Genomic DNA, 24,788 nt, shown 5'->3' on the forward strand with positions numbered 1-24,788 from the left:
TGCTCAACTACACCCAACACTGGTTCCGCAATTCAGACATTTATAGCACGAGCCGCTACGAATGGTAATATGTCCGCATGTTCCGCACAATGGAGCATCACCCATCATACTTCCCAGGAATTGTTGTGTTTGATTATGTTGTAACTCTGAATTCAAATCTTCTGCTCTCAATGTAACTTTTGATTTTATTTCCTTCGAGATTGTCTTATCAATGTGTTCTGAAGGTTTAACTTGAACAAGATCTTCTCTTCCAAGATACTCCAATGCAAGGAGTCTAAATATATAATCTACAACTGAGGTTGAGTTTTTGATGTTCGTATGATCCACCATTCCTGATGGTTCCAAACGCGTAAATATAAATTTCTCTACAAATTCATCCAGAGGAACACCATATTGCAAACCAATAGAAACAGAAATTGCAAAACAATTTAAAAGAGATCTAAAAGATGCTCCTTCTTTGTGCATATCAATAAAAATTTCTCCTAATGTACCATCCGTATATTCCCCTGTTCTTACAAATATTGTGTGTCCACCGATCTTTGCTTTCTGTGTAAAGCCACCACGTTTTTCAGGTAACTTCTTACGGTGAACTATGTTTGACAATTGCCTTTTGAATTTTGTATCTGTTGTCTGGTGAATAATTCTTCTTGCTGCTTCGAGCACATCTTCTGCCGTTAATTTTTCTCTGTCTACTTCATTGGAATCATATACATTAACATTTTCTTTCTTATCGCTTTTTGATGAAAGAGGTTGTGAAAGTTTACTGCCATCCCTGTAGATTGCAACCGCTTTAAGTCCGGATTTCCACCCATTCATGTAACAATCCTCTATATCTTTTTCAGTAGATTCATTTGGCAAATTGATTGTCTTTGAAATTGCACCAGAAATGAATGGCTGCACCGAAGCCATCATTAGTATATGCCCAGATGGATGAATGAACCTTGTCCCTGTTTTTCCGCACCGGTTTGCGCAATCGAAAACTGAGAGATGTTCTGATTTCAAATAGGGAGCTCCTTCAACAGTCATAGTTCCGCACACATATTGATTTGTCTCTTCAATTTGCTCCGGTGTAAATCCTAACTCTGTCAACAATATAAAATTCAAATCAGAATATCGTTCCTTTGTAAAACCAAGTCGCTTTAAGCAATCTTCGCCTAATGTCCATACATTAAAGATGTAAGCAATATCAAATGCTGAAGTCGCTGCCGCATTAAGTATTTCTACCTCTTCTCTGGTAAATCCCTTTGAAGCTAACGTCTCATAATTTATATAGGGCGCACCTTTGAAAGTTGCCCTTCCATTTACATAGTTTATGATCGACTTAACTTCATGTTTGTTATAGCCAAGGTTTTTCAGTGCAGCCGGTACACTTTCATTTACAATTCTAAAATATCCGCCACCGGAAAGTTTTTTGAATTTTACCAATGAAAAATCCGGTTCAACACCTGTAGTATCACAATCCATCAACAATCCGATTGTGCCGGTTGGAGCAATTGCACTTACCTGAGCATTTCTGAATCCATTTTGTTCTCCACATTCCAATGCAGAATCCCATGTCTTACATGCTGCACGCAATAAATAATCAGGACAATATTTTGCATCTATTCCATTAGGAATAACTTCCAGATCTTCAAATGCATCGTTTGCATAATATGCAGCATAGCGGTGATTGCGGATCACACGTAACATGTGGTTTCTATTCTCTGCGTATTTATTGAATGCCCCAAGTACTCCAGCTATTTCAGCAGATGTTTTATAAGCGGTTCCGGTCATGATTGCTGTAATTGAAGCTGAAACAGCTCTCGCTTCATTACTATCATAAGGTATTCCTGATATCATAAGTAAGGATCCCAGATTTGCATAACCGAGGCCTAAAGTCCTGTAATCATGTGTTAATTGCGCAACTTCTTGTGATGGAAACTGAGCCATTAGAATAGAAATTTCTAACACAACTGTCCATAGGCGACAAGCATGTTGAAAAGAGTCAACGTTAAATTGTAAAGACTCTTCGTCTATAAACTTCCGTAAATTTAGTGACGCTAAATTGCAGGCAGTATTATCAAGAAACATATACTCGCTACATGGATTGGATCCACGGATGCGACCACCTTCAGGACATGTATGCCATTCATTGATTGTGGTATCAAACTGAACACCCGGATCTGCACAGCTCCATGCTGCATGTGCAATTTTATCCCAAAGTTTTTTTGCCGGAACAGACTTAATTGTATGTCCCTCAGTTCTCGCTGTCAGATTCCAATTGTCGTTTTCTTTGAGTGCTTTAAAAAATGAATTCGGAATCCGAATGGAATTATTTGAATTCTGCCCCGACACTGTCTTATATGCTTCCCCTTCATAATCGGACGAATAACCGGCGGCTATTAATGCAGCTACTTTTTTTTCTTCTTCAACTTTCCAATCAATAAACTCTTCTATTTCGGGATGGTCAAGGTCCAGACAAACCATCTTTGCTGCTCTCCTTGTTGTACCTCCCGACTTAATGGCTCCGGCTGCACGGTCACCTATTTTTAAAAACGACATTAACCCTGAAGAGTATCCGCCACCTGCAAGCTTTTCACGTTCACCTCTGACTGATGAAAAATTAGTTCCTACTCCACTGCCATACTTAAATATTCTGGCTTCCCGAGTCCACAAATCCATAATGCCGCCCGGATTAACCAGATCATCATTTACAGAAAGTATAAAACATGCATGTGGTTGTGGTCGTTCATAAGCTGAAACAGATTCAACCATTTTACCTGTTTCATGATCAACATACCAGTGGCCTTGTCCATTTCCTTTTATGCCATAGGTTGAAAACAATCCCGTATTAAACCACTGGGGAGAATTTGGTGCTGCATATTGTGCGAGTAACATAAATATAATTTCATCATAAAATATCGCAGCATCGTTTTTACCGGCAAAGTAATTATATTTAACTCCCCATTCCATCCAACAGTTTGCCAGTCGATGTACAACTTGCTTGATAGAATTCTCACTGCCAAGGCTTCCATCAACCTGTGGCACGCCGGTTTTTCGAAAATACTTTTGCGCTAAGATGTCTGTTGCTACTTGCGACCATTTAATTGGCACTTCAACATTCTTCATTTCAAAAACCGTATTCCCATCAGGGTTCCGGATAACACTGGTCCGCTTCTCATATTCAAACTGATCAAAAGCACTCAAATTGTCTTTCGTATAAAATCGTTTGAATTTTAAACCTTGACTTTTAGATTTTTTTTCGGATTTTTTATTTGAATTATTTTTCATAAAGTAATTTATATTCTGCAATATTCATCATCATTACTTCACGCAAAGATGAGTCAAATCATAATTTACTTTTATTAGATAACAATTCATCTGTTGATAAAATAATTTTGTAAAATTTTACCAGCAATGGAATTGAAATTAAAATTATACCGATAAGAACTGCTAATCCTGCGATATTAAACAACTTAAATAATTGTTGAAGTTGTAACATCATTGATTGAAATGCTACTCCCTTCTCATTTAAGATAGCTTTTGTTATGCCCGATATGATAAGTGTCATCCAAAATATTATTAGTGCAAGGTTGACCAGTATAAATCCGAATCGCGTTTTTTTATTTTCAATCTTTCCGATATGTTTCTCCAAAATGTAATACAGCGATGCAAAAAGAATCATTGTATTAATTCCAATAGTTGCTCCCATTGCATGTGCCACAGTAACATGAGTGCCATGAGTATAAGTGTTAATCGCCGGAATAGAAATGAGAATAGCAAGGGTCAGATTAAGGAATATCCATATGTCTGCAGCAACAATAAATTTGTAAGGCACCTTGTACAGATTCTTCTTTGCAGTATTTAATGATTTTCGCCAGTTTAAAATGATACTACCTAAAATCAACAATTCTGTCATACTAATTATATAAGCTACATTTTTTATCCAGTTTGCAGCAGGTACAATATAAGTATGATGGCCCCAATTAAACATTAGATTAGTCAAACCAAGAAAATAAAAGAAAAATGTTATAGGTGCAATAGTTGTTTTTGTATCACCACTTATTTTTTCCATTACATAGAAACCTGTTCCATACACCAACATATTCCAGGATCCTACCATAGAGCCGTTAGCTTTCCACTGCACAGTTACATCTCTTATAATATTGTCACGAAAAAATGGTTGTGTCCAAAAATAGGATTCAACAAAAGTGATAAGAAAAAATAAAATTCCTGTTGCCCACATCCATTGGTATATTGGCCAATCACTTATATTGAACTTAATAGTTTTAATGAAATTTATTGCAAATAAAATCCAGCTCAACAACATTGGTATTGCAAGCACCGGTGGAAACTCAAGATATTCTCTTCCGCCGAAATCACCTTTAAAATAACAAATGAGAATCGTAAGCCCAGTAACTATAAATAAAAAAAAGTGAATATAGGCGAGCTTGATCGAAAATAATTTGCGATTTGCCACAATCGGCAGATAATAATAAATACCACCGACACCACCGGTGAAAATCCATGTTATAACTAGTGTAACATGAAGTGGCCTTGTTTTTTCAAATGACAAGTTCTCTTTCAGGAACTCGGGAAGTATGTATTGCATCCCACCAATCATTCCAAAAAAAACACCAATGATCAGTGATAGTAGGGAAGCCACAATAAATAGCAGTGCAACTTTTATATGATCTCTATTACCTGCTTCTGAATGCATTTGTCTGTTTAGAACTTAAAACTCTATGTATTATAACTTTTCAAAATGTGATGTGAAATGTCTTAAAAATTTTGGCTCTTTGATGATCCGCAAGCCTTTAACCTTTTCTTTGGTTCTCAAAATTTCATCGAAGACTTCTATTACATAATCAATATGTGATTGTGTATAAACCCGACGAGGTATAGCAAGCCTTACAAGTTCCATTGGGGCCGCTATTAAATGTCCGCCTGAGTCATAGGTGCCAAACATTACTGACCCGATCTCAACAGTCCTAATTCCACCTACTTGATACAATTCACAAACAAGAGCCTGACCCGGATAATGATGTGCAGGTATATGATCGTAAAGTTTTTTTGCATCAACATAAACTGCATGTCCACCCACAGGATAAATTATCGGAACCCCTTTCTCTCTGATCTTTTCTCCAAGATACTGCGTGCTGACAATTCTGTATTTCAGATAATCAGGATCGAAAACTTCTTCCAGACCAACAGCAATAGCTTCCATATCCCGACCCGATAATCCACCATAAGTCGCGAAACCTTCGGTGATGATGAGCATCTGAGTACATGCTTCCGACAAACTTTTGTTTCTTAAAGCCAGAAAGCCACCCATATTTACCAATCCATCTTTTTTTGCACTCATGATTGCAGCATCAGCAAGCGAAAACATTTCCTGTGCTATTTCACGAAACGGAACTTCTTTATAACCCTGTTCTTTTTCATGAATGAAATAACTGTTTTCTGCAATGCGGCAACAATCCAGAACAAAAAGTATATCATGCTTCTTACAAATTCGGCTAACCTCTTTTGCATTTTGCATACTAACCGGTTGTCCACCGCCACTGTTATTTGTAACTGTCAATATAACTGCAGCGATATTTACTTCACCATATAGATTGATTATGTTCTGGAGCTTTTCAAGATCTATATTTCCTTTAAATGGAAATGTTGAATTATAGTCTTTGCCTTCTTGTGCAGGGATATCAATAGCTATAGCCCCACTGTATTCTATATTCGCACGTGTTGTATCAAAATGTGTATTGCTGATAAAATATTTTCCTTTGCCTCCGATATGACTATATAAAATTCTTTCAGCAGCCCGGCCCTGATGTGTAGGAAGAATGTATGTCATTCCGGTCAGATCAAGAATTTGTTTTTCAAAACGGTCCCAACTTCTTGCACCTGCATATGATTCATCGCCACGCATCAATGCTGCCCATTGATTGCTACTCATTGCAGAAGTTCCACTGTCTGTCAGAAAATCAATTATTACCTGATCTGATTTCAGCAAGAACGGATTATAATTTGCCTTTATCAAAAATTCTTTCCTTTCTTCTTCAGTGCTCATTGTTATGGGCTCGACGGTTTTAATCCTGAAAGGCTCAATGATCGTTTTAAAATTCATGGTCAGATCGGTTTAAATTTAGCCTGGAAAAAACGAAGATACTTAGGTTCATAAATCATCTCCAGACCTTTTATTTTTTTTCTGTGTTTGTAAACAGAAATTACTGATTCGGCAACTACATCCATGTGTGCCTGTGTATAAACTCTGCGCGGAATTGTTAGTCTGACAAGTTCAAGTTCCGGAAAATAATTTTCTCCGGTTTCCTTATTTCTCCCTGCAGAAACAATTCCTCTTTCCATTGTTCTTACTCCACTATCCAGATAAATTTCAGCTGCGAGAGCCTGCGCCGGAAATTGAATCTGCCTGAGATGCGAAAGAAACTTTTTTGCATCAAGAAATATTCCGTGTCCGCCAATTGGTTTCACAATTGGAATGTTTGCTTTAATTAATTTGTTACCTAAATATTCTACCTGTCCAACTCTTGCACGAATATGATTATCTTCTACTGATTCTGTTATACCAATAGCCATTGCTTCCATATCACGTCCCGCTAATCCACCATAAGTATGAAGTCCTTCATAAATAACAACCATATTACTGGCCTCTTCATACAACGACCGATCATTGAGTGCAAGAAAACCACCAATGTTAACCAGTGCATCTTTTTTAGCACTCATCGTTGCACCATCTGTCAGCGAACAGATCTCTTTTACAATTGCTCTGACCGGAATATTTTTATATCCCTTTTCCCTGATCTGAATAAAATATGCGTTCTCGGATACACGAGTCATGTCATGTATAATGCGAATCTTATATTTATTTGTAAGCTTTCTTAAGTCCCGCAGATTTTGCATCGAAATCGGTTGCCCGCCCGCCATATTTACCGATGTAGCAATAGAAATATATGGAATCTTTTCAGCACCGTATTTCTTAATAACCTGTTCAAGTTTCCTGAGATTTACATTTCCTTTGAAAGGGTGCGTGCTTTGCGAATCATGTGCTTCATCAATGATTATATCTATAAAAGAACCACCCGCCATTTCCTGATGCAATCGTGTTGTTGTAAAATACATGTTACCGGGAATGATGTCACCGGGCTTAATCATGATCTTGGAAATTATATTCTCCGCACCACGACCCTGATGTGTGGGAACAACATACTTATAACCATAATACTTCTGGATGACTTCTTCAAGATGATAGAAGTTTTCACTCCCTGCATATGACTCATCACCTAACATCATACCCGACCATTGCTTGTCGCTCATTGCTGAAGTGCCACTATCCGTCAGTAAATCAATGTAAACATCTTTCGATCGCAGTAAAAAGGTGTTGAAACCTGCCGCTTCAAGTGCTTTCTCTCTTTCAACTCTTGTCGTCATTTTCAAGAGCTCGACCATTTTTATTTTGTAGGGCTCTGCCCAGGATTTCTTAACTCTCATTGAACTTCAGATTTTAAAATTGTGACTTGATCGATATACTTCAAATATGCAATTATCTCAATGATCTCATTTTCGTTGAGATTAAAATTCGGCATTCGTTGAGAACCGGATCTTAACATTGCACTCATAACCAATTCATTCTTCGCCCGACTTGAAATTACCTTTGTAAGATCAGGGCCAAGATATCCTCCTAAGCCATATATCTGATGACACGCAGTGCAATTATGTTTCTGATACAACAACTTTCCCCTAACTGCTTCGGTACTCATACTCACTCCATCTACTTTTGTCCCCTCTAGATATACAAAAAACGAGTAAACAAAAAAAGCTAAAAACAAAAACAGGAACACATAAACTTTCCTCATCCTACAACGATTTTAAAATTACTTTTTTCTTTCAACAGATCTTAACTGTACCAATAATGATACTGAAAGAGGTATTGCAAATGAAATAAATAATTCACGTCAGTTACATGACTTTATTGATGCATATGTCATGAGGAAAATCATTGATAGAATGAAGGAGTTTTAGATGACAAAATATGCTTTATGTTTTCAATCATAAAAATTACAATTCGTGAAACTTCTTTCTTAGCATCAACCTATCAATCATTTTTACAATCCTTTCAGCTTTGGTGTCTTCATGTTTAGCAGAATAGACCCAATTCAGATATTGCTTCTTTTCACTTTCGGTTAACTTGTTATAAAATTTTAATGCTTCGGGATACTCTTGCATACAATCAATAAGTTCCTGAGGAATTACCAATGGACTCGCATCGGAATAAAGTTTGACGTGAACAAGATCACCGGCTTCTTTCTTTATTTTCTTTCTGATCTCGGCTTTCACAGGTAAAAATAAATTTCCATTTCCCATTGGCATCAGATTGTATTGTTTCAACTCATAACTATCAATACTGCCTTTTACCCGAACCATTCCAAAATGTGCTTTATGATCAGGACTTATTTCTTTGATCTCAATGTAAGACCAACCACCTTTTCCAGACATTCTCTGCATTATATATTTTTTGTCCACTAATGGCTTTTCCTTTTTCATTACTCCAGTCTCTTAAGTAAAGTAGTTGCCAATGCTACTACTCTTTTTTTCAATATTGCAGGCTTCACAATTTCAGCAACGTCGCCAATCATCATAAACCATCTTGCAAAACCATCAACTGATTCTGCCAGAAATGTCATTTGTACAACTTCATCTTTCACGATCTGCGAAACAAATCCATTATAATATTTTTGATCACCAATAAATCTGTAACTGCTTCTTTGAATATTAATAACAACTTCTGTCATCTCTCTTTCTCTGGTAATTTTATTGAGAAATGATTTAAGGTCAGGGTGGTTCTTTTCAAATTTCTCAGAAGTGTTGGAAATATTCTGAACCCTGTCAAGCCGGAAATCTCTGTAATCCTTTCTGAGTCTGCAGAAAGCTATCATGTGCCAATGCTGTCCGGAATGAAAAACTCCTACGGGTTCCACCAGTCTTTGAGATTTCTCCAGTGAATGATTGGCGAGATACTCAATAGAAATGCAACATTGACTTTCAATTCCTGTCATTACAAATATAAGCGGAGACTTCTTGTCATCAGGAATACTTGAATTATGTAAAATTGCAATCTTATCATCTACTCTTGCAATCGATTCCTTTTCTGAGCTTCTGAGAACTGCCTTTACTTTAAATAAGGCCGATTGAAAATTCTTTTTTGAAGTATGATCAGAAAAGCGGTCCATCAATTTCTCTGCTGTTACAAAAGAAAGTGCTTCGTCTCTTGAAAAAATTACAGGCGGTAACCGATACCCATCCATGATTGAATATCCGATTCCGGCTTCACTTACAATTGGAACTCCGGCTTCCTCCAATGAACGAATGTCCCGGTATGTTGTACGCAAACTTACGCCAAACCTGTCAGAGATCTCCTGTGCTGTTACTACTTTCTTACTCTGTAACTGAATAAGTATTGCTGTTATGCGGTCGAAACGATTCATTTTCTGTGCCGACGAAAATAGTCAATTTGTTTTAACGGTATCCGGCTAATTATTAAATTTATTTTCTACTTTAGTAATCGATAATAATATTCCAGAACTGAATGCAATTCAAATCACTTGAAAATACATCGATCGCCGATCTGGTTCATGTTTTTAATGAAGCATTTTCTGATTATATTATTCCAATGCATTTGACAAAAGAGCAATTGTTGAATAAAATAATTGCTGAAAGTATTCAAAGAAAATTATCTTTTGGAGCTTTTGATGGTGATAAATTAGTAGGATTTATTCTTCATGGTACTGAAATTCAGAATGGCGAAAAAATTGCTTACAATGGTGGGACCGGAGTTATTCCTGATAGGCGCGGCAAAAACTTAACATCACAACTTTATGATCATTCACTTCCGATATTGAAGAAAGCCGGCATTAATAAAATTCTTCTTGAAGTAATTTCTGATAATCATAAAGCATTTAATACTTACTCAAAAATCGGATTTAAAAAAAACCGAACTCTTAACTGCTATAAAGGTTCAATAGCCGACTTCAGCACTGATTCCTCTGTACATGTGCAACACATCTATCAGCCTGACTGGAATTTACTCAAGACATTCTGGAACTGGGCTCCTTCCTGGCAAAATTCTGTAACTGCAATAAATAATTCCTGGTCCTTACTGGATACGATCGGAATATTTAACGATGATAAACTTGTAGGTTATGTTGTCTGCAATCCTAAGTTAAATAAGATCCTTCAATTTGCTATCGATAAGAATTTCAGAAAAACCGGACTAGGGAAACAACTTTTTCAATACTATGCATTGAATAAAAGTAAGTCTGTATCTCTTAACAACATCGATTCCGGCGATGTTGAAACTAATTCATTTTTAACGTCAGCAGGATTGAAAATGCATTTGCAGCAGGAAGAAATGCAATTATCATTTTGATCAGAATAAAAAATCAGGAACAACGTATTGCTGTTGCTCCTGATCCTGAAAACTACAACTCCATTTCAGAAAAACATTATTGCTTTACCAGATAAAATTTTCCGCCATTAATCGTGCTTGGACTATATCCCCAATTTCCTGAGATCCGCATTGTTGCTGTATCCAGTGTAGAACTTAGCAGAAAGATACTATTGTATGGAGGAAGAAAATGAGTGCTGGCTGTATACAATGTTCCGCTCAGTGACCACGTCCCAACTCCACTTTGAGTATTCAGCGAATTCCATTCTTCCAATGTTCCATCATCATCCATTTTAAAACAATAATAAGTATCCGGCGAATCATTTCCATAACCATACTTACCAACCCATGTACCCTTCATGCTTTTATCAGGGTTTACAGGTAGTGGTTTCTCAGATGTGCCAGACGGTGTAATTGGGTCGTCTTTTTTACAGGCTACAAAAGAACTTGCAATTAAAATCGCTGTGATAAATAATTTAAGAGTTTTCATTTTTTGTGTTGGATTTAATTTAATTGTGAAAGGTTTGCTTTGTGTATTTAATTATTACACAACAAAGAAATGTTCTTAGTTTTATTTGTACAATTAAATTGGAATGTGATGCAAAAAAGCGAAACTGAAATGCAGATTTTAGTGCTTCAAATGAAAAAGGGAGACTGCGAGATCTTTGCGAAAATAAAAGTCCTGTATGTTTTCTCCCGCAGATTACGCAGATTTAGCGCAGATTCTTTACCCATAAATTCTCCTAAATGCTATTAACCAATGATCAAGCATAATTAAACTAGCTTTAAAAAATTCCAAAGAGACCTTTTCGACAAATATTCAAAATTTGACTCTTGTGAAAATGCTTCTTTCTCAAAGATAATATTTCGATAAGCTTCGTCGTGTGTTTTATATTTAAACCGGTTAACCAGATAATTAAAAAGATAAATTACATAAAATGGTAAGACCAGTAACTCAATTTGTTGTCTGATATGAATAAGCTCATGATTGATCAAAACCTTCTGTCGCTCTGAGCTTAATTTAGAATTTATAATGATTACAGGAAACAAAGCAATTCCACCAAGGTTTATTCGTTTTGTTTTGATAATTAACATAGACTTTAAAACTACCTATTTTTTTAACACTAAGCGAGCCCGAGAAAGGTTTTAATTGAGCTTGGTGTTTTTTTTAACACAGAGAGCGTAGAGAAAAAAAAGGGAGTAAAAAGAGAAACCTCCTTTTACTCCCTTTTTTTCTCAGTGTTCTCTGTGTTAAATTTGTAGTAACCCTGATGTTAAATTTACCCCGGAGTTTTGCAACGAAACGCACTTAATCCCACCCTTCCAAAATTGTTTCTATTTTCTCTGTTGTAATTGGTTTCTCCAGATAACCGGTAACATTTCTGTTGTCGAAAGCTCGTTGTTTATCACTGGGATCAACTGATGATGACAACATAAATATAATCACTTGATCCTTTATATCTTTATCCAGACTGTCAAAGTAATAAAGATATTCCCATCCTGACCATGTCGGCATATTTATATCTAAAAATAGTACCGTAGGCACGCCATTGGCAGTATATCCCTTTTGAAAATACTCCAGTCCTTCTTCCGGTGATTCAAATGTTTTAATTTCACATTTTGATGCCACCTTTTCTATAACGATCTTGCATAACATATTGTTAATTCTATCGTCATCAATAACTACGAATCGTATTGGCCTTTTCATAACCCCTCCTCTTTTTCAAGTCCCAGACTTATTGTAAATTGTGTTCCTTCATTTACGATACTTGTTAAACTAATTCTTCCACCTATAGTTTCAACCTGTGTTTTTACCATGAATAATCCCATACCCTTTCCCTCTGCAGTTTTAGTATGAAATCGCTTATATAAACCGAATACCTGATCTCCTTTTTTCTTAAGATCTATACCTAATCCATTATCCTTTACTAGTAATTGAAGTTTTCCTTCAACAACTTTACTTGAAATTTCAATAATAGGCCGCACTTCCTTTCGGCGATATTTCAAACTATTTAATATCAAGTTATATAAAATACTGTACAGATAACTTTTTATAGTTATCATCTCGTTCCTTTCAATTTTATCATAAACAATTATAGCCTCTTCGTCTTTGATCAGAGTACTTAAACTAATTTCAATGTCCTGAATAATTGATGAAATCAAAACTTTTTCTCTTTTTTCAGAAACATCTTTCTTGATCTGAAGAATCTGATTCAAGTCCTTAATAACATCATCCAATTTGTTAACTGATGAAAATAATCCTGATATCATTTCTTTCCGTAGTTCCTCTTCTAATCCTTCACTTTGAAGCACAGACGTTAAACCAATAATATTTGCTACCGGCGACCTGAGATTATGTGACACGATATAAGAAAACTGTTCAAGATTTTTATTCCTTTGCATAACATCAGAACTTAGTTTGTCTTTGAAAATTTCGTCCAATTTCTCCTTAGTGACGTCTACAGCATAACAAGATAAGCCTATAATATCATCATTTTCCCAAATTGGATAAATTGAAAAGTTCACAAAAGCTTCTATGTCCCGGATAATATATTTTTTCTCAAACTTTACAGTTTCTCCGGTTAACGCATCCGTATAAACTTCTTTCCAGAATTTTGTCTCTTCAGGATCATTTTTCCCGTGTAAATCAAAGACTATATCGCCTGGTTGTATGTCGACGTTAAAAACTGATTTTATTGTTTGCTTTAATCGTTGATTAAAAGTAATGTATCTGAATTCTCTGTCAATAGAATAAATTGTTGCTTCAGTATTCTCTATTATTGCTTTCAAATTCGATCTTGATTGTCGTAAAAGTTCTTCTGCTTTTTTTCTTTCAGTAATATCCTGATGCGATGTTACTACTTTATCATCATCGCTTCCAAAACCCATTACCACCATTAAAAACCATCGGTTTTCGGTTGGCGAATTACATTCATACTCCAGTTCGAAAAGAGTTCTTTCTTTTTTAAAAACAGATTTTATTCCATCCAATGCACTTTTTGCAACCTTATTCCCTTTCTTAATGGCTCGCTCACACACTTCAAAATAATTACTACCCTTCGATGTTCGTTCCAAAGTTATTGCACCATTTGCTTTTGCAAAATCGTCCCAGGCTTTATTAACTGCTACAACTTTACCGTTTTTATCTACCACAGCAATATGCGAACTTAATGAAGCTAAAACTCCTTTGTTGAATGACTCACTCTCTCTGAGTTTTTCTTCTGCAATTTTACTTTCTGTAATATCCTGAACTAACGACATTACAGATACCACTTTTCCATCTTTATTCTTCTGAACAGAGTTAAACCAATTACACCAAATCACACTTTTGTCATGCCTGTAATTTCTGATCTGAAAATTACTCCTGGTCAGATTTCCATTCAGCATGTCTTCCTTAAATTTCAATGTGCGTGAAAGATCATCTTCATATACCTTTACAAATTCTTCCTCCTTACTTTCAACATAATCGTCCATACTCCATCCGAAAATTTCTTCAGCGCGTTTAGAAGCTGTGCGTATTTTAAGGTTACTATCCCATTCTATAAAACCTAATGGAGTATTCTCAAGATGGAACATAAGCATTTCGTAGGCGGTCTTCAGATTTTGTTCGGCTTTTCTTTTTTCCTCTTCTGCCCGTTGTACTTTTGTTACATCGAGAATAAAACCGATCATACGAACCGGTTCCCGCAAATGATTTCGCTCAACGAAAGCTTCGCATCTTATAAATTTGATCTCATTAAAATTATCCCTGATCCGGTAATTGAGCTTAAATGTGCTCTCACTATTTGGAGTTTTGCTGAAAAGACATTCATATACCTGATCATGATCCTCCGGATGAATATATCTCAAGTAACGTTCCACAGTTGGCTCAATCTCTGTGTTAGTCAGTCCAAAAATACGATAAACCTCATTCGACCATTTCATACAGTTTTTGACCACATCAATTTGCCAGCTACCGAAATGTGCAAGCCGCTCCGCTTCCTCCATTAAAGATTCACTCTCAACTATTCTTTCAAGAAATTTCTGCCTTTCAATTTCCGTTTTCTTTTTTCAATTGCATTGAGGACTGCTTGTGGTAATCTCTGAATTCTATCCTTCAGGATATAATCATAGATTCCTTTTTTCATCATCTCAACTGCAAAATCCTCTGAAACTGTTCCTGTAACGAGAATAAATGGAACATCATAATAGATCATTTCCCGTGCAAGCTTCAATGCTTCAACAGAATTAAACGCAGGAAGAGAATGATCAGACAATATGATATCAGGCTGAAATGAATTCAACGCTTTTTCATAATCGTTCCGATTGCTTACAACCAGCTTTTCAAATTCAAACGTCCCCTTCTTCAGCTCCCTATCTACAAGATCAATGTCCGACTGAAGATCTTCTAAATGTAGTATTTTCAATTTCGTGTCCACGTCAACTCATTTAATATTTATTTCATCAATCAGGAGACTGATTAATAAGAGCCCAGTAAATTCCAAGATGCGAAATAGCATTTGAAAAGCTCTCGAATTCAACCGGCTTTACTATATAACTGTTCGCCCCTAATTTGTACGCCAGATCAATGTCTTTATTTTCTTTTGACGATGTAAGAACAACAACAGGAATTTGTCTGGTGTTCTCATTCTTCTTTATTCTTTCCAATACTTCCAATCCGCTAACTTTTGGCATTTTCAGATCGAGCAAAATTACCTTCGGCTTGTGATTTACATTCCTGCCTTCAAATGGTCCTTCAGCAAAAAGAAAATCAAGCGCATCTCTGCCATCTTTCATGTGTACTATTACATTGCCAACTTTATTTTTTTTTAATGCACGAATAGTTAATTCGGCGTCGTTCAAGTTGTCTTCAATCAATAAGATCTCAATTTCTGTATTTATCATTTTAAAATGTTTAAGAATTTTTGTCTCGAAATAGTAAATTAATCCGGCAGGGCAAAATAAAATGTTGCGCCATTACCGGGATGTGACTCAGCCCAGATTCTCCCTTCATGCTTTTGAATAATTCTTTTTGCGATTGCCAGTCCTACACCGGTGCCCGCGAATTCTTCCTGTGCATGTAATCGTTGAAATACACAAAACAATTTATCTATATATTCCATATCAAATCCAACTCCATTATCATGCACAGTATAAACCACTTCATCATTTATTTTTTTTGAAGAGATTTCTACAATAGCATTTTTTGTTTTTGAAGAATATTTTATTGCATTTGAAATAAGATTTGTTATGACCTGGGCAATTAATGCACGGTCAGCTTTGATCGGATGTAATTTGTCAATCCTTATTTCGACATTAGGATTGTCTGTAGTGCCCACTTCCGCAAGTACACTTGTTATCAACTCATTCATATCATTCTCTGATTTCCTGATCTCCTTCTTTCCCAGTCTGGAAAATGTTAAAAGATCATCGATAAGAACTCTCATTCTTCGTGCATTATTCTGAACTTCACCCAACAGCCGAATACCTTCCTTATCAAATTTTGAAAGATAATCTTCCTCAAATATCCGTGCATATCCATTTATAGCACGTAATGGCGCTCTAAGATCATGTGAAACGGAATATGAAAATGATTCTAACTCGTCTGTTCTTTCTCTGACACGGTTCTCCAACTCAATGTGGAGAATCCTATTTTCCTCTTCTGCCAGTTTACGCTGAGTAATGTCAGACCTGATTGCTACATATTGATATGGCTTATTCTTGTTATCGAGAAAAGGAACTATTGTCGTGTCTACCCAATAAACAGATCCATCCTTCGCCTTATTTTTTAATTCGCCGCGCCAGATATTTCCTTTTGCTATTGTGCGCCATAATTCCCGGATAAACTCTTTCTCATGATGCCCTGAATTAATGATCCTATGATCCTGTCCGATCAACTCTTCTCTTGAATACTTGGAGATGTTACAGAAATTCTGGTTAACATATTTTATTATTCCACTTTGATCTGTTATTGCAACAATAGAAGATTCATCTAATGCAAATTTGTAATCAGAAACTTCCTTCAAACTATTTACCAGATTTTCTTCTACCATTTTCCTGGAAGTTATGTCGGCGCGGATAGCAATGTATTGAAAGGGCTTATTTTGTTCATCAAGAAAAGGCACAATTGTAGTATCTACCCAATATACTGTTCCATCTTTTGCTTTGTTCTTGATTTCACCGCGCCAGATCTTTCCATTTGCAATTGTTGTCCATAGTTCCCGAATGAATTCCTTCTCATGATATCCGGAATTAATTATTCTGTGATCCTTACCAAGCAATTCTTCCTGTGAAAATTTTGAAATGTTGCTGAAATTCCTGTTCGCATATTTTATTATTCCTTTCTGATCAGTAATAGCGACAATGCATGACTCTTCAAGCGCATATTTATACTGATAATTTTCTCTGATAATTTTTTGCAGCTCTGCAGTGCGTTCTTCAACCCTTTGAGTAAGTTCCAGATTCAGATTTTTATACTTTTCTTCGGCAAGTTTTCTTTGTTCAATTTCAATTTCCAATGCTTCCTGAGAACGTAATGAAAATGCAACAGGTAAATTTTTAACGATATAATAAACTGTTGTCCAACTTAAAATTCCCGTAACAAATCTTGTTAATGCATTTAACCGATAAAGCGGAATCCAGAATGAAACAGCATCGAGCAAATGAGTAATTCCACAAGTAAGAATGAATGCTGCAAAAAGAAAATATAATTTAATGAAACGGATCTCACCTCTCTTTGAAATGAATCGCAAAATTACAATTGGAATAGCAAAATATGCTGACCAGATCATAAGGTCACTTATAATATAAAGCCATCCATGTAATTCAGACCACTTACCGCAATGCCACCTTGGGGGCCAGTCAGAACTATCGAATAATCGACTAAAAAACTCTATCACTTCTTTCATCCGGAAAAAAATTAATCACTGGTATTTAAAACTGTCAGCCCACTTTGGGGTGTGTGCCCGGCTGTACATTAGGGTTAGAAGAATGAAATTGTATGTGTAAAAGGTGCTTTTCTTGTTTGTTTTCTTGTGTTTTTCTAATTTTTATTATAATGATTCTAATGCAATTTAACAAAAATTGGTTAAAATGATAATATTTTCAGGTTTTCATTAAAATATCCTAACCCTGCAAATGATCATTTGAACAGTTTTAACTGACTAAACAGAGTAAATGTCGATTTTTTACGTTTTTCGAACCTTTTTTTGATCCTGAGGCATTAAATGGGCTTAAAAATTAGAAAAACAACTTACGATCAACTTAAATGACAAGGATCTGATTCCTGACACTTTCAAAAATAAATGCCGGAGGCTGCTTCATTGAGATCAATAATATATTCGGTTTCTGTAAATCTTCCGGAAAAGATTTTTCTTCCGGTGACATCCGAAATAAAAAATGAATGATTTCCTGAAAGGAGAATTAAAATGATAAGGAAGAATCGCATTCCTTATTTTTACAAGAACTCAATTTTACAAATTGAGTGGTTAAAACTATCCTGACAATAAAAATCTACATCACTAATGTTGTTAAAATTCTGTTCCGCAGTATTTGCAAAAATTTGCATCGGAATCATGGCCTTGTTTAAAACAATTTTTACAGGTTCTTCCGGTTTCCGAACGATTTGCATTTATGAATCTCGCTGTAATGATACCGGTTGGCACTGCGATGATGGCATAACCTAAGATCATGATAACGGAGGCAATAGTTTTTCCTAATGCGGTGATTGGTGAAATATCACCATAGCCGACAGTCGTAAGAGTTACAATTGCCCAATAAATACTTGTCGGAATACTGGTAAACTTTTCATTGGTTCCGTTTTCAATAACATACATCATTGAACCAAAGATCACCGTGAGCAATAAAACGAAAAATAAAAATATCAGTATCTTTCTCCGGCTTTCCCATAATGAGAGGAGCATTCCATTGCTTTCTTCAAGAAACCGAACCATTTTGAATACTCTGAAGATTCGCAATAATCTTAAAATTCGTATGACTGAAAGAAAATGTAATTGCGGAAAAAGAATTTCAAGTAAAAAGGGAATAAATGAAACAAGATCTATAACACCATAGATGCTTCCCATGTACGATAATGGCCTGGGTACTGAAAGACAACGCAGCAGATATTCCGCAGCAAATAAAACTGTAATGATAAAATTAAGTGTGTAAAATAATCCTGCATACTCTGTCATGTACCTTTCAACACTTTCAAGCATTACCAAAACGGTACTCAAAAGTATGAGGAGCATTAAAAATATATCAAAGATCTTTCCGGCCCTGGTCTCAGACTCAAAGATTACTTTGTAAATTTTATTTTTAAGTCTGACAGGTATAAACATAAAAATTGCATGGCTCCGTAGAGCCATGCAAGATAAATTTATTCTACGATAAATTTACCGCTTATAACAGTTCCTTTTTCTGAACTTAGTCTGAAGACATACAACCCTGCAGGCAGAGTATTTTTGTCAATTTCAACTTCATTTGAAATGATGCCACTAACCGACTCAAGGCATTTACCCGTTACATCGAAGATTTTAAAATCGAATGATTCATTCTTCTCATTATAAAACGATAATATCGATCTGTCTGAAACAGGATTCGGATAAAGGAAAAAATTTGCAGGTAATATTGCGTTTTCAGGTATTCCAGTCGCTACATAATTTAATTTAGCAATAAATAAATCATACGAACCCAGAAATGCATCCGAATTCACCAAAGGGATCGTTCCGAAAATAGCTGTCGGACTACTATATCTTCCGCCTATATAAATATTCTGTGCATTATCAGAGCTTATTCCACCGGTTGTTTCATTTAAATTTCCTGTCGACTTCACACCCCACAACGGCGTTCCTGCCGAATCATACTTAACTACAAATACATCCTGGTTGACTGCATTCATAGTAATCGGTCCAAAATGTGCGCTTAGTTTTATAAAGCCTGTGAGATAGCTGTTACCTGTTTCATCTGTATAAACATCTTCGGCCTGATCGAAATTGTTTCCGCCTGCACTTCTGGCCCATACAACATTTCCAAGACTATCATACTTCAGCAGAAAAATATCATTTATTCCTGCATTAATAAGGGTATCGCCATCGAAATAAATAATCGGACTATTGAAATAACCGGCCACATAACTATTTCCAAAAGCATCATTACTTATATCTGTACCATATCCCGAACAAGGAAATCCTCCGGATGATTTAGCCCAAACAAGTGAACCAACAGAATTATATTTTACAGTAAACACTGAAGCGCCGCCACTGTTAGCTGCAGTCAATGTTGTTGTTCCGAATGTTATTGAATTTCTGTATACTCCCGTTATGTATGAGTTACCTTTATTATCAGCATTTACAGCATTACTAATATCCGTACTTCCACCACCGCCACCGGTTGCCCATAATACATTGCCTGATGCATCGTATTTAACAAGAAAAACATCTGTTCCCAGGATCGGTGACACAGCCGATATTGAAAAATTTCCAAATGAAATTGTACTATCTTCAAAAGTACCTGTAGCATACACTCCGCCATCTTTATCCACACAAATACTTTTTCCTGATTGCGCAGCACCGCAAATCGCTTTCTGCGCCCACAATGGAGTTCCGGAAGAATCATATTTAGCTATGAAAAAATTCCCTGTCCCATTTGCTGTTAAAGTTGTTGCACCAAATGAAATGCTCCCTCTGAATGACCCGGTAACATATACATTTCCTGATCTGTCTGCTGCTATTCCAAATCCTTCAGAGCCATGATTTCCTCCCGGTATTTTTGCCCATACAATATTTCCTGATGCATCATATTTTGCGATGAAAATATTTTCACCATACGTTCCTGTATTAACAAGTGTTGTCGGACCAAAATCGATTGTATCCTGAAATTGACCGGTGATGTAACTGTTGCCATGCATATCGGTACTGATACTCTCGCAATAATCATGAGAGGTGTATCGTCCGGCAGACTTTGCCCATTGAAAGGTTGGTGTTTGTGCAGTTAATACTTCTGAAATAATAAACAGTAAGAATATTAGTAATTTTTGTTTCATTGATTTGAGATTTAGGGTTAGGGAAAAATTCTCTTAAATTTAAAAAACAGCAATTCCGGAAACTGCTGCAGTTAAATTTGTGAAACAATTTACTAATAAATCTGAAGTGTGCAATTCGATTTAAAAATATTCAATCGAAAAATTAAAAAATATCCTTAGTTGTTCTTAAAAACTCATCCATCATTTCATTATAGCCGGATTTGGTAAAAGGCTTAGGTAAAATTGCAGCCGCTCCCAGGGCTTTGCAAGTATTGACCAGATTCTGATCTATGTAAGTACTATAAATAACAACACTTATTTTACTGAATTTCTCTTCACTTTTGAGCAATTTTAAGGCTTCAACGCCATTTATCTTTGGCATATTTTTATCAAGTATGATCAATTGCGGGAGTTCGCTTTCTGAATTCAAACCATTCAAAAATTCAAAAATTTCAACTCCATTTTCGACCACAGAAATCAGTAAAAAATCATTTCTGTCTTCCAGAAAATCTTCAAAGATCATCCTGTCGTCAAGGTCGTCTTCAGCAAGTAAAACTTTTTTTTGTACCATACTGTTACTTATTAAAAGTTGCCTTCTATTGGTAAAATGAATCTGAACTCCGCACCCGAATCATTGACACCTATTGCTGTGATCAAACCATTATGTTTTTCAATGATCTTTTTTGCTATCGCCAGACCTAAACCTGAACCTTCATATTTATCTTTTGGATTTAATCTTTCAAATAATGAAAAAATTGAATCCACATATTTAGATTCAAAACCAATTCCATTATCCTTTATACTGATGATTACAAACTTTCCTTTGGGATTAGATTCTGCTTTAAATGATTTTGTATTTACCCGCCTCGAACTGATGTGTATTTCCGGATTGCGGTCTGCACTTGAGAATTTAAGAGCATTGCTTATCAGGTTCTGAAACACCTGACGTAACTGGCCTTTATTGCAATACAATTCTATTAAATCTTCTGAGATAATTTTTGCTTTTTTATCTGCAAGAATCAAATCAAAATCACCCTTTAATTCTGCAACAAGTTCATTCAGATCCACCCATTCATAGAAAGGGTCATTTACTGATAACCGTGAGTAATTCAGAATGTCCACTATTAAGTTTCGCATTCTTCCTGTAGAATAAATTATTTTACCCAGATATTTTCTGAACTCACGAGGATTTTCATTTCCTTGCTCATTCAACATATTAGCAAAGATCTGGATCTTCCGTAATGGCTCCTGCAAATCATGAGATGCGACTGATGCAAATTGCTGCAGATCATGATTACTGATTTCCAAAGCAATATTACTTTTTGCCAACTCCATATTACTTTTTTCAAGTTGTTTCTGAGTACGCTTCTCATTAGTAAGATCTGTAAGAATTATACTCAGTGAAATACCCAGTTCCAGTTCAAGAGTTGTAAGTGATAATTTTACAGGCATTGTCCGCAGTCCGGTCCGCAACATGACCTCACCCTGGCAATCGGTCTTCCAGCACTTTTCAAAAAGCCGGCGATAGGTTTTCAGGCTTTCATTTGCAATAAATTTAACAATGGGAAATCCTATGATAGAAGAAATATCAGACTTCACCATTCGCGAAAAACTAGAATTGCAATAGAGAATAATTCCATCTGTGTTAACTGTAATTGCACCCTCATTCATTTTTTCAATAAATACCCTATATGGATGATCAGCACTTTTTAAAGTATACAATTGATTTCCCTTTTCTGTCTGAACAACCAATGCATCAATCTGTCCGCTTCTGATGGCTTCAATAGTTTCAAGTGCTTCATCCAATTGTTGATGTAACTCGGCCAACTCTTTTTCCAGTTCAGTATTCGACTTTATATATGACTCCTTTTTATCCATTAATATTTATTCCTAATCCTTTTAATACTTTTTTTGTATCCGATAAATCGCCTATGAGTTTTCGCTCGGGAAGGGGGCTTTTTTTTAAAAGCATGGGTAAAGCAATCAACTCTTCCTTTTCAGCAATTTCGTCTTGCTGATAAACATCTATGATTTCCAAAGTGTAATTGCCATTCAAATATTTCTGACAAATTTCCTGAAGATTCGTTACAGCTCTGACTGAGTTTGCAGACGCACCTGTAATGAATAATTTAAGAACAAGTTTTTCCGGATTCTCACCTGTATCGCCACTTGCTTCCGGCTTGTGTTCTTTTTTATTTTTCATACTCAGTATTTAATGGCCGAATATTCAAGCCAACTAAAACTTTTGTTTCATTCGACAAATCACCTATGATCTTTCTGATCGGTTCGGGAAATTTTCTTACTAAAGTTGGAATTGCTAAAATCTGATCTCCTTCTGCTAACTGTGGTTTTTCAAGAAGATCTATCACTTCGATTCTGTACTCACCTTTTAAATGTGTTTCACAATAGCGTTTTAGATTACTCAATGCTACGGTCGACTTTGGAGTGTTGCCTGCTATGTATAACCTCAATTCCCACTTATAGGTCTTTTCGGTTGTCTTACTTTTTTTTGCCATTATCAGATGTTTTAGCATTTCTTTTTTGAACTAAAGCCAATCGGTTTTCTTCAATAACACTACGCTTTAATTCTTCTTCTACGTAAACTTTGTTCAGTTCATCTTTCAACGATTCAAATTCTTCTTCCAATGAAGCAATTTTAGCGTTGAGAACTTTTTCTTTACGTGTGATCTCAATGTCTTTTCTGTTAGAGGCTAGTTTGCGTAATCTGGCATCTGTCAATGCTTCCAATTGTTGTGCTTCTCGTGCTGAACCAATGAGTACGCCATCATTACCCAGATAAACATCAACAAGATCAAGTCCGTTATCCGTAATAATAAATTCACGAACCTGATTTGAATGTTTCATTCCACGTGATTTCATTATATACATTCCACGATTTCGTTCACCGTTTGATTCGATATCGCGAACAAGGATCCATGCATCAACCAATGAAGATACTCCTTCATCGGTTTGCTCATTAACTATTGTGTTCAGTGAAAGCGCTGTGAACAATACCGTGATCTGTTCTGATTGTAAAAAATCAATCAGCCGCATCAGCATAGCTTTAACTTCACTTACAGAACCTACTGTCACCAGGTTTGTGATCGGATCGAGGATTACTATCTTCGGTTTGAATTGCTTAATTTTTTTATACATTGAAACGAGATGCATTTCAAGTCCATTCAATGTTGGCCTTGATGCATGCATTTCAAGAAGTCCTGCATCAATATGTTTCTTCAAATCAATTCCGATTGATTTCATATTGCGAAGGATCTGTAAAGGCGACTCTTCAAAAGCAAAATACAAGCAACGCTCTTTTCTTCTGCAAGATTCATTTGCGAAAATAGATGCAATACTTGTTTTCCCTGTTCCTGCTGTTCCCGAAACAAGAATTGAACTGCCTCTGAAAAATCCTTTACCACCAAGCATTTCGTCCAATGACGGAATGCCTGTACTTACTCTTTCTTTAGAAACTTCGTATTGTAGTAACAATGATGTAATCGGTAGTACTGAAATACCATCCTCATCAATTAAAAACGGATATTCATTCGTGCCATGTAATGATCCACGATATTTTACAATTCTTAAAAGCCTGGTAGAAATCTGATTGATGACCCTGTTGTCAAGTAGAATCACACAATCTGAAACATATTCTTCCAGACCTTGTCTGGTTATGTTTCCATCTCCCTGCTCTCCGGTAATAATCGCTGTTACCCCTTTTTCTTTTAACCAATTAAATAATCTTCTCAATTCTGCCCGTAAAATTGCCTGGTCTTCTAATCCCGAAAATAAACTTTCAATCGTATCAAGTACAATTCTTTTCGCTCCAATGCTGTCGATTGAATGACCTAACCTGATGAATAAACCATCAAGATCATATTCTCCGGTCTCATCAATTTCACTTTTATCAATATGAATATAATCGATCTTCAACATCTTATCGCGGACAAGTTTGTCGAGATCAAATCCCAGTGACGCAACATTTGTAGTAATTTCTTCCGCCTTTTCCTCGAACGTTACGAATACTCCGGGTTCATTATATTTGATTGCTCCTCTTACCAGGAATTCAACTGACATAACGGTTTTTCCGCACCCTGCAGAAGCGCATACACGCGTTGGTCGACCCGCGGGCAAACCTCCACCGGTAATTTCATCCAGACCTTTTATTCCTGTCGGAGTTTTTAATAATGTTTTGCTTTTAAAATTCTTCAGTGCCATATTCGTGTGGTTAAATATGTGAGCTGAAAAAGTGTCTTCTCACATCGAATTCTTTATAAATTATAAGCTTAGAATTACATCCAACGATTTGAAAATAATATGCCAGCACCCCAAAAGTTATTTTTCCTA

At 36.0% G+C, this 24,788-nt stretch carries 21 protein-coding genes; 1 reads left to right on the plus strand and 20 read right to left on the minus strand.

Annotation, left to right across the window (positions count from 1 at the left end; translation table 11 throughout):
- Positions 1 to 3: 3 nt before the first annotated feature.
- The 7 genes from IPL24_15555 to IPL24_15585 form a co-directional block, all read right to left on the minus strand.
- Positions 4 to 3,270 (minus strand): vitamin B12-dependent ribonucleotide reductase, encoded by a 3,267-nt coding sequence (locus IPL24_15555; protein MBK8365021.1) that lies wholly within the window; start codon positions 3,268 to 3,270, stop codon positions 4 to 6.
- A gap of 58 nt (positions 3,271 to 3,328) precedes the next feature.
- Positions 3,329 to 4,699, minus strand: a complete 1,371-nt coding sequence (locus IPL24_15560) for a cbb3-type cytochrome c oxidase subunit I (GenBank protein ID MBK8365022.1) — start codon at positions 4,697 to 4,699, stop codon at positions 3,329 to 3,331.
- 30 nt (positions 4,700 to 4,729) lie between these two features.
- Positions 4,730 to 6,106, minus strand: coding sequence for a tryptophanase (locus IPL24_15565; protein ID MBK8365023.1), 1,377 nt, complete (start codon positions 6,104 to 6,106; stop codon positions 4,730 to 4,732).
- A 2-nt stretch (positions 6,107 to 6,108) separates the two neighbouring features.
- Entirely contained in the window at positions 6,109 to 7,488 is a 1,380-nt protein-coding gene (locus IPL24_15570; GenBank protein MBK8365024.1) for a tyrosine phenol-lyase, read from the minus strand.
- Positions 7,485 to 7,757, minus strand: coding sequence for a cytochrome c (locus tag IPL24_15575; GenBank protein MBK8365025.1), 273 nt, complete (start codon positions 7,755 to 7,757; stop codon positions 7,485 to 7,487). Before IPL24_15575 ends, IPL24_15570 begins: the two co-directional genes overlap by 4 nt.
- A gap of 298 nt (positions 7,758 to 8,055) precedes the next feature.
- Positions 8,056 to 8,541: a DUF1905 domain-containing protein gene (locus IPL24_15580; GenBank protein ID MBK8365026.1), complete on the minus strand. Its 486-nt coding sequence runs from the start codon at positions 8,539 to 8,541 to the stop codon at positions 8,056 to 8,058.
- Complete coding sequence (locus tag IPL24_15585) at positions 8,541 to 9,482, minus strand: YafY family transcriptional regulator (GenBank protein ID MBK8365027.1); 942 nt, start codon at positions 9,480 to 9,482, stop codon at positions 8,541 to 8,543. Before IPL24_15585 ends, IPL24_15580 begins: the two co-directional genes overlap by 1 nt.
- A gap of 101 nt (positions 9,483 to 9,583) precedes the next feature.
- On the opposite strand from IPL24_15585, the gene IPL24_15590 reads away from it, so the two are divergent.
- Positions 9,584 to 10,423, plus strand: coding sequence for a GNAT family N-acetyltransferase (locus IPL24_15590; GenBank protein MBK8365028.1), 840 nt, complete (start codon positions 9,584 to 9,586; stop codon positions 10,421 to 10,423).
- Between the two features lie 76 nt (positions 10,424 to 10,499).
- Here the strand turns inward: IPL24_15590 and IPL24_15595 are convergent, their stop codons facing one another.
- The 13 genes from IPL24_15595 to kaiC all read right to left on the minus strand — a co-directional run bounded on the left by IPL24_15595 (position 10,500) and on the right by kaiC (position 24,659).
- The gene (locus IPL24_15595; protein ID MBK8365029.1) at positions 10,500 to 10,931 is read right to left on the minus strand and encodes a hypothetical protein; all 432 of its coding nucleotides are present in this window, start codon (positions 10,929 to 10,931) and stop codon (positions 10,500 to 10,502) included.
- Between the two features lie 819 nt (positions 10,932 to 11,750).
- Positions 11,751 to 12,149, minus strand: coding sequence for a response regulator (locus IPL24_15600; GenBank protein MBK8365030.1), 399 nt, complete (start codon positions 12,147 to 12,149; stop codon positions 11,751 to 11,753).
- Complete coding sequence (locus tag IPL24_15605; protein ID MBK8365031.1) at positions 12,146 to 14,365, minus strand: PAS domain-containing sensor histidine kinase; 2,220 nt, start codon at positions 14,363 to 14,365, stop codon at positions 12,146 to 12,148. The genes IPL24_15600 and IPL24_15605 overlap by 4 nt, the downstream gene beginning before the upstream one ends.
- Positions 14,366 to 14,445: 80 nt before the next feature.
- Complete coding sequence (locus IPL24_15610) at positions 14,446 to 14,847, minus strand: response regulator (GenBank protein ID MBK8365032.1); 402 nt, start codon at positions 14,845 to 14,847, stop codon at positions 14,446 to 14,448.
- 37 nt (positions 14,848 to 14,884) lie between these two features.
- Complete coding sequence (locus tag IPL24_15615) at positions 14,885 to 15,325, minus strand: response regulator (GenBank protein MBK8365033.1); 441 nt, start codon at positions 15,323 to 15,325, stop codon at positions 14,885 to 14,887.
- Between the two features lie 38 nt (positions 15,326 to 15,363).
- Positions 15,364 to 17,328, minus strand: a complete 1,965-nt coding sequence (locus IPL24_15620; protein ID MBK8365034.1) for a PAS domain S-box protein — start codon at positions 17,326 to 17,328, stop codon at positions 15,364 to 15,366.
- 621 nt (positions 17,329 to 17,949) lie between these two features.
- Complete coding sequence (locus tag IPL24_15625; GenBank protein ID MBK8365035.1) at positions 17,950 to 18,759, minus strand: ion transporter; 810 nt, start codon at positions 18,757 to 18,759, stop codon at positions 17,950 to 17,952.
- Positions 18,760 to 18,797: 38 nt separating this feature from the next.
- The gene (locus IPL24_15630; protein MBK8365036.1) at positions 18,798 to 20,462 is read right to left on the minus strand and encodes an SBBP repeat-containing protein; all 1,665 of its coding nucleotides are present in this window, start codon (positions 20,460 to 20,462) and stop codon (positions 18,798 to 18,800) included.
- Between the two features lie 142 nt (positions 20,463 to 20,604).
- Positions 20,605 to 21,012, minus strand: a complete 408-nt coding sequence (locus IPL24_15635; GenBank protein MBK8365037.1) for a response regulator — start codon at positions 21,010 to 21,012, stop codon at positions 20,605 to 20,607.
- An 11-nt stretch (positions 21,013 to 21,023) separates the two neighbouring features.
- Complete coding sequence (locus IPL24_15640) at positions 21,024 to 22,319, minus strand: PAS domain-containing protein (protein MBK8365038.1); 1,296 nt, start codon at positions 22,317 to 22,319, stop codon at positions 21,024 to 21,026.
- Complete coding sequence (locus IPL24_15645; GenBank protein ID MBK8365039.1) at positions 22,312 to 22,644, minus strand: circadian clock KaiB family protein; 333 nt, start codon at positions 22,642 to 22,644, stop codon at positions 22,312 to 22,314. Before IPL24_15645 ends, IPL24_15640 begins: the two co-directional genes overlap by 8 nt.
- Positions 22,634 to 22,957 (minus strand): circadian clock KaiB family protein, encoded by a 324-nt coding sequence (locus IPL24_15650; GenBank protein ID MBK8365040.1) that lies wholly within the window; start codon positions 22,955 to 22,957, stop codon positions 22,634 to 22,636. Before IPL24_15650 ends, IPL24_15645 begins: the two co-directional genes overlap by 11 nt.
- Positions 22,941 to 24,659 carry a circadian clock protein KaiC gene (gene kaiC / locus IPL24_15655; GenBank protein MBK8365041.1) on the minus strand — a complete coding sequence of 573 codons (1,719 nt, stop codon included), beginning with the start codon at positions 24,657 to 24,659 and terminating at the stop codon, positions 22,941 to 22,943. Before kaiC ends, IPL24_15650 begins: the two co-directional genes overlap by 17 nt.
- Positions 24,660 to 24,788: the final 129 nt, after the last annotated feature.

This window comes from Bacteroidota bacterium, assembly GCA_016711505.1.
In the GTDB taxonomy this organism is placed as follows: domain Bacteria; phylum Bacteroidota; class Bacteroidia; order AKYH767-A; family 2013-40CM-41-45; genus JADKIH01.